Here is a 6778-nt window from a genome sequence, read left to right as displayed (position 1 = left end):
GCTCTTACTTTGCGGGCTCTTGCGGCGGAGCACCGTTGGAGGTGATCAAGCAATACATTCAAAACCAGCGGGGCTGACGCCCCGGCGAAATTCCCCTCCCACCTACGTCGGAGGGAGTCCCCTTTCGCATTTAAGATGGGACCACAGGCACCGCTTTTCATCACTGGCCCCTCCACGATTTCGACCCCCTGGCTCGCCAGCTGGGCCATCACCTGATCCAGGGGCCAGCTGGTGATGAGGCAGAGATCCCCCGACCCCACCTGCGCCCGGTTGCGCGCCTCCTCCCCCAGCAACTGCAAATTGATCTTCTGGTTGCCAAAGCGCAGCGCCCGGCGGCCTGCCCCGAAGGTGATGGGCTCCATCTTGAAGGCGCCGCTGTAAAACGCCATCGCCCGCTCAATGTCGCTGACCGTCAATACCAGATGGTCGATATGGCTTATCATGCTTGCTCCCTGTCATGGTGATTGCCGCACCATCATACCCACCCGCCTCAATAGAAACTGTGGCATGGTGCACAGGGGGCTAACCACTTATTTTGACTAGGGAAATACCTTAACGCACGGCGGCACACGCCTTGTCACGCTGGGCCAGCAGGGTTTCGTCATCACTGCCCATGGCCGCCAGAATGGCCTGATTGCAGGCCCGCTCCGCGAGCTTACTCGGGCTCGGCTGGGCATCGGCGATCTCCGCAATCATGGGGCGATAGCCGATGGCGGCCGAGCAGTACATGGTGCGGTACTTGGGAAGCTGCCAACTGCTGTCGTCTTGCCGTGTCAGGTCATCGCACAGTTTTCCAAACAGTGCCTGCGCCTTGACTGTGCACTGACTGAAGCGCCGCACATCTTGCTCGTAGGGACGGCAGACACTTTGCTGTTTTATCTGCCAGAGCTGGAAAGAGAAGGGAACCTGCTCTCCCTCATAGGGCACTACCAGCGTTTTTAGCTCGGTGCCATAGATATCCGTCACCTGTTGCTGCACCAGATTGAGATAAGCCGAAAAAAGATAAGAAATTGGATCCATCACCACCTCCCTGTGGTTCGCCTTCTCTATCTTCGCCACCCATGGCTAGATAGATCTTCAAATGGACAAAATTAGATAACAGCTTACTGATTTAGCTAAAAAAAATGATACCCTGCCTACTCCCCTTATGCACAAAATTCAAGGTCAGTCACCATGCAGCAATGTGGTATTTATGAACAACTCATCACACAACTGTTGGCATCAAGACTAGGGAAAGTGCGAACAAGTATCCCAAGAACAAAAAATGAAAATTTTAGTCATTTAATATCAATGGGTTACCAGTAAATGCTCTCGTGCCATATGACTTATTCGCACCTTCCCTTGCAGCAATTGGGGCGCGGCCTGCGACTGGCGAGCGATAAAGAGTGCTGCACCGTATTGGACTTTGTTGGGAATGCCTGTGCGGAGTATGACTTTGCCCAGAAATTCCGGGCACTGGTGGGTAAAACCAATAAAGCGATCAGCCACGAGATAAAACAGGGCTTCCCTCACGCCCCCTTGGGCTGCCGTATCGAGCTCTCAAAACAGACCCAAGAGTTAATTCTGAGCAATATCAAAAAGGCGACTCTCAATACATCGCGCCTCATAGGCCTGATCCGCCGTTTCTCACAGGATTGCGATTTACCGCTGACACTGGCGAATTTTCTGAAGTTCTACCCTCATATCAGCCTTGAGGAGATCTACAAGCGCGGCAATTGGAGCGCCTTGGTCAAACAGGCCCACAACCATACCGTTTCTGAAATGAGCGATGAGAAGCTGTCGACCCTCTACACCCGGGCCATCAAAACCCGGCTATTGGGCTGTGATGCGCTCCATTACTTGAACTTCTTACAAACCTTGGTGGAAAGCGCCTTTACCTTAACGGCTGAACACGATGAGCGGATGGCCTTAATGTGCCATTACGACTTCTGGCAACAAAGCGGCCCCAACGCAGGCTTTAGAACGTTGGCGCACAGCCTGAAACAACTCAATCAACTTGAGTTGAGGGCCGAGCTGGCAGATCTGTTGCCTATGCTGATCAACCGGGTGCAGCACGAACAAAGAGCCATGCCGGATCTTCCCGGCAATCCACTGCAACTGCATGCCCGTTATGCCAGAGAGCAGGTGCTGGTTGGCTTTGGGGCAACCACCTTCACGCAACAGCCCTCGGCTCGCGAAGGGGTATATGTCATCGCAGAGCACAATATCGAGTTGCTGTTCGTGACCTTGAACAAAACGGAGCAGCACTTCTCCCCCACCACCCGTTATCACGACTACGCCATCAACGAGTCGCTGTTCCATTGGCAGAGCCAAAACAGCGCTCGCCCAGAGCGAGGTAAGGGGCTGAGTTACATAAACCACAGAGCAGAAGGTAAGCGTTTGTTTCTGTTCGTTCGTGAGCAGAGCAAAGATGAATTTGGCCGCACCCTTGGCTTTGTGAACTTCGGTGAGGTGGAGTACATCTCCCACAGCGGTAGCCAACCGATGAACATTAAATGGCGTCTCACTACTCCGATGCCGCCTTTTATGTGGAAAGAAGCGGCCAAATTGGTAGTTGGCTGAGCGACCCATCACAACAAGGCCCACCCACGGCGGGCCGCCTTCGTGTGGTCAGCAGGCAATCCGCTCTATGCGACCGCCACTGAGTTTGAAGAAGGCATCCTGAGGCAGCTCCTGAAGCCAGGTGGTGGTGTAGTCCAGATCCACATAGGCGCCGCGCAGCATGGCGCCAAAGAGACCGTGAGAAACCACGATGGCCTGCTCGGCAATGTGCTCGTCCTCAAGCCATTGCCGGGCCCGGCGCTGAATGCTCTCAAAACTCTCGCCATGGGGGGCCCGCAGATACCAGTCCGGCTCCTCCAGATCCAGCTCGGGGTAGGCCGCCAGCAGCTCGGGCACCCGGCGACTCTCCCACTCCCCCATCCCTAGCTCCACCAGCCGCTCGTCCCAGATGATGCGCTCCTGGTCCAAGCCAAGCTGCTGACACACCCGCTCCGCCGTCTGCCGTGCCCGGCCGAGGGGGCTGGCGTAGATCGTCCAGTCGGTGGGCTCGGTCAGGAGCTTGGCCAGACGGGCCCCCATGGCGAGGGCCTGGGCTTCTCCCCTGGGGGTCAGCTCGGAGTTGCAACGCCCCTGCAACCGCAATTCGGCGTTATAACGGGTCTGGCCGTGGCGCAGCAAATAGAGGGTTCGAGACATGGTTTCTCCAGCAGAGTCAACGAGATAAGAAAAACAGGGGGAAGATGATAACAGATGTACCGGGTCAACCAAGACCCGGAGGATGCAGGCTTGTGCTGACTCCTTGAGCGCATGGTCTGCGGCGATCGTGAAAGGACAACAGGGGCTGCGCACCTTTATCGCACAGGCGCCTTGTGCGCATACCACACGCCTTCGCCACGGGCCCGCCAGCGCCGTGGCAAGCGCCCCATGCTCCCCTATCTTGTTGTTCAGACGGGATAAAATGGGGATGTGCCGGTTTATCGGTCACAGGATGGCGGCCAATGCCAGAAAAGACAGAGTTTTTGCTCTGATCCGGGGGCCATTTTGGTACGAATCTCTGGCTCAAGACAGGGACGCCTAGTGTACAATCTGCCACCCGATTTCCCCTGACCCGGCCCAGGCTCAGGCCCTGATGTACCCCAGAGTAAATGAACGTGACCCCAACCCACCCCATGCTCGACAGTTATTACAGCCAGGATCTGGTGTTCTTCTCCATCCTGGTGGCGGTGCTCGCCTCCTACACGGCGCTGACCATGACCAGTCGGGTGAGCCAGAGTCGGGGACGGGCCGCCGTGCTCTGGCTCGCGGGGGGAGCCTTCGCCATGGGGCTCGGCATCTGGTCCATGCATTTTATCGGCATGCTCGCCTTCAACCTGCCCATCGCGCTGGGATACGATCTGACCCTCACCGGTCTCTCCCTGGTGGCGGCCATCGGCTCCTCGGCCTTTGCGCTCTGGCTGGTGAGTCGTCCCCAGCTCCCCTGGCACCAGATCCTGTTCGGGGCCGTGCTGATGGGGGCCGGCATCGCCACCATGCACTACATCGGCATGGCGGCCATGAAGATAACGCCCGGCATCCACTACCTGCCTGGGCTCTTCATCCTCTCCATCCTCATCGCGGTATTCGCCTCGGGTGCCGCGCTCTGGATAGCGTTTCGCCTGCGCAACAGCTCGCCCCGCGCCTTCTTCAGCAAGGCCCTCGCCTCCCTGGTGATGGGGGCGGCCATCATCGGCATGCACTACACCGGCATGGCTGCGGCCCAGTTCCCCGCAGAGAGCCTGTGCGGGGCCCTCTACACCGGTCTCAATACCCAGTGGTTGGCAACCGTGGTCATCATAGTGACCCTGGCGGTGTTCGCCATCGCCTTCGTGCTCTCCATGCTGGATGCCCACGCCGCCAAGCTCTCCACCTCCCTGCACCAGGCCCACGACGAGCTGCTCAAGCTGGCGCTCCATGACAGCCTGACCCGGCTGCCCAACCGGCTGCTGTTTGCCGACCGGCTGGAGCAGCGCATCCAGGAGTGTCAGCACAGCCAGCGCAGCTTCTCCCTGCTGTTTCTCGATCTCGACGGCTTCAAGATCATCAACGATGCCCACGGCCACCACACCGGGGATCTGCTGCTGGCCGAGGTGGCCCAGCGCATCACCGGCCTGCTCGGTGCCAGCGACACCGCCTCGCGCTTTGGCGGGGACGAGTTCGTGCTGGCCCTGGCGCCGGGGGACGTGAGCCAGGCCACGGCCTTTGCCGAGCGGCTGCTGGCCACCCTGGCCCAGCCCTATGAGTGGGAGCACCACAGCCTGCACATCACCGCCAGCATCGGCATTGCCGTCTATCCCCAGGATGGCACCAGCCTGCACGAGCTGACCCTCAACGCCGATGCCGCCATGTATTACGCCAAGGAGCAGGGGCGCAACGACTACTACTACTTCGACAGCGCCATGAACGCCAACGCCCACCAGCAGTTCCTGCTGCACAAGGAGCTGCAACACGCCCTGGAGCGGGGGGAGCTGGCCCTGCACTACCAGCCCAAATACTGTGCCCGCAGCGGCCAGGTGGTCGGCGCCGAGGCCCTGCTGCGCTGGCAGCACCCGGAGCATGGTGCCGTCTCGCCGGCCAGCTTCCTGCCGCTGGCGGAGAAGAGCAGGCTCATCATCCCCATCGGCAACTGGGTCATCGACGAGGCGTGCCGCCAGATGAGCGCCTGGCGGGCGGCGGGTCATCACGACTGGAGCGTGGCGGTCAATCTCTCCACCATCCAGCTCGCCAGCCCCGGGTTGCTGGAGGAGGTGCAGGGCGCCCTCGCCCGCCATCGGCTCGAGGCCCGTCACCTGACCCTGGAGATCACCGAATCCACCGCCATGCAGAAGGCCGAGGAGAGCCTCGCCATCCTCAACCGTCTGGCCGAGCTCGGCCTTGGCATCTCCATCGACGACTTCGGCACCGGCTACTCCAGTCTGCTCTACCTCAAGCGCTTCCCCGCCAACGAGCTCAAGATTGACCGGGGCTTTGTCACCACCCTGGAACGGGGAGGCGACGATGCCACCATCATCGCCGCCATCATCGCCCTGGGTCAGGCCCTGGAGATGCGCATCGTGGCAGAGGGGGTGGAAACCCCGGAGCAGCGGGACCTGCTGACCGAGCTGGGCTGCGACACCTTGCAGGGCTACCTGCTCGGACGCCCCATGACCGGGGAGCAACTGCTTGTCCACTGCGCTCCCGAGACTCCCCAGCGGGTGCTGGAAGGTGTGCTTGCCTGACAAGCAGGTGGGGCGCTGCGCCCATGTCGCCAGAGTGATCACCAGCCCGATTGCGTCCCTTCACGACTCAAGGTAGTCTGCTGCAAGACTCGAATGCTCCTTTATCTTGCCGGGCGCATCGAGCGCCCCCCATGGCAGATCACCCGTTCAGAGGAGCCACATCCATGGCCAGATTCCAGTTCTTCAGCGTCCCCGCCTCCCGCCGTCAGCAATATACCTATGTCGACATGGCCTCCCCCACCTTCCTCACGGAGAAGGAGGCGCTGCTGACACAAGGGTTCGAGGTGGAAGAGGATTTCATCGACGCAGCCACTCCCCACGAGGCGGTGGAGAAGTACAGATCCGGTTTTCTCTACGTGGCGGACGAGATAGGCAAGTCAGACGAGGCCTATGCGGCGGCAACGGCCTTGCTGGAGATGGGCAAGAAGATCCTGGGCCGCAAGGCGGGCTGAGCAAGGCGGGCCGCCGGGACGATACCCCCGATGGCCCGCAGGCAGTCAGCGTTGAGGGTGCTGACGGAGCATCTCCACCAGCTCCTCTTCACTGCCGGGTTCATGGGCAAGCTGCAGGCTGGGGGCGGCGCCCCCCATCAGCATATAAACGTGAGTGCTGCAGTGATCGTAGTGATACCACTTACCGTCGATACAGACGTCGGTATAGCATCTCGGGTCCCTCTTGAGTTCCATACGCACATCCTTATGTGTCATTCACCAACCTCACCCTTGACCGTAAAATAAGGGACCTAAGTCCCCCTTGACCTGGATCAAGGGAGGTGGCGGGCAGAAGCGGGCAGTGGCCGGATCTGGCCGGGGCGGGATGCCGCCAGCCTGGATGACCGAGCCCGCCAACCGGCTCCAGCCTGGCAACAGCGCAACAAAAACGGCGCCCGAAGGCGTAATGCCAGTCAGTTAAGCCTGACTGGCATTGTTTTTACTAGGTTTTCTCGTCGCATACTTCTGTGGTTTGGCTTTGATGCACCTTGGGTAACTTCGTTCTCGGCGGGCGGGTAACTTGAACTGCTC

The 6778-nt window shown here is 59.8% G+C and carries 6 protein-coding genes and 2 pseudogenes; 4 read left to right on the top strand and 4 right to left on the bottom strand.

Going from position 1 to position 6778, the window contains the following annotated elements; all coding sequences use genetic code 11:
• Nucleotides 1–77: transposase (locus tag C3418_RS22225; protein WP_174213905.1), on the top strand; the 77-nt coding region annotated here is incomplete at its 5' end.
• A 57-nt stretch (nucleotides 78–134) separates the two neighbouring features.
• On the opposite strand, the pseudogene C3418_RS22220 reads toward C3418_RS22225, so the two are convergent.
• Nucleotides 135–443 (bottom strand): annotated as a pseudogene (locus tag C3418_RS22220) (VOC family protein); the annotation flags it as partial.
• Nucleotides 444–552: 109 nt separating this feature from the next.
• Entirely contained in the window at nucleotides 553–1020 is a 468-nt protein-coding gene (locus tag C3418_RS22215) for a hypothetical protein (protein ID WP_052815663.1), read from the bottom strand.
• Between the two features lie 321 nt (nucleotides 1021–1341).
• On the opposite strand from C3418_RS22215, the pseudogene C3418_RS22210 reads away from it, so the two are divergent.
• Nucleotides 1342–2562: pseudogene (locus C3418_RS22210) on the top strand (DUF3427 domain-containing protein); the annotation flags it as partial.
• A 48-nt stretch (nucleotides 2563–2610) separates the two neighbouring features.
• Here the strand turns inward: C3418_RS22210 and C3418_RS22205 are convergent.
• Nucleotides 2611–3198, bottom strand: coding sequence for a histidine phosphatase family protein (locus tag C3418_RS22205; protein ID WP_052814946.1), 588 nt, complete (start codon nucleotides 3196–3198; stop codon nucleotides 2611–2613).
• A gap of 449 nt (nucleotides 3199–3647) precedes the next feature.
• Here C3418_RS22205 and C3418_RS22200 point away from each other — a divergent pair, with 449 nt between their 5' ends.
• Together C3418_RS22200 and C3418_RS22195 are read left to right on the top strand one after the other, a co-directional pair.
• Nucleotides 3648–5756 carry a bifunctional diguanylate cyclase/phosphodiesterase gene (locus C3418_RS22200; protein WP_227263536.1) on the top strand — a complete coding sequence of 703 codons (2109 nt, stop codon included), beginning with the start codon at nucleotides 3648–3650 and terminating at the stop codon, nucleotides 5754–5756.
• 164 nt (nucleotides 5757–5920) lie between these two features.
• Nucleotides 5921–6208: a hypothetical protein gene (locus C3418_RS22195; protein WP_052814944.1), complete on the top strand. Its 288-nt coding sequence runs from the start codon at nucleotides 5921–5923 to the stop codon at nucleotides 6206–6208.
• 45 nt (nucleotides 6209–6253) lie between these two features.
• Here C3418_RS22195 and C3418_RS22190 read toward each other — a convergent pair whose 3' ends face one another.
• On the bottom strand, nucleotides 6254–6442 hold the full coding sequence (locus tag C3418_RS22190) for a hypothetical protein (RefSeq protein ID WP_010674183.1): 189 nt from the start codon (nucleotides 6440–6442) through the stop codon (nucleotides 6254–6256).
• Between the last annotated feature and the right edge of the window lie 336 nt (nucleotides 6443–6778).

Origin of the sequence: Aeromonas sp. ASNIH8 (assembly GCF_002919855.1) — a bacterium.
In the GTDB taxonomy this organism is placed as follows: domain Bacteria; phylum Pseudomonadota; class Gammaproteobacteria; order Enterobacterales; family Aeromonadaceae; genus Aeromonas; species Aeromonas caviae.
Note: the sequence above shows the minus strand (reverse complement) of the source record. Positions and strands in the feature narration are given on the sequence as shown.

Bases quoted from the DNA above. Each gene is read 5' to 3' on its own strand.
- C3418_RS22215 (WP_052815663.1), bottom strand. From the start codon at position 1,020: ATGGATCCAATTTCTTATCTTTTTTCGGCTTATCTCAATCTGGTGCAG.
- C3418_RS22205 (WP_052814946.1), bottom strand. From the start codon at position 3,198: ATGTCTCGAACCCTCTATTTGCTGCGCCACGGCCAGACCCGTTATAAC.
- C3418_RS22200 (WP_227263536.1), top strand. From the start codon at position 3,648: ATGAACGTGACCCCAACCCACCCCATGCTCGACAGTTATTACAGCCAG.
- C3418_RS22195 (WP_052814944.1), top strand. From the start codon at position 5,921: ATGGCCAGATTCCAGTTCTTCAGCGTCCCCGCCTCCCGCCGTCAGCAA.
- C3418_RS22190 (WP_010674183.1), bottom strand. From the start codon at position 6,442: ATGGAACTCAAGAGGGACCCGAGATGCTATACCGACGTCTGTATCGAC.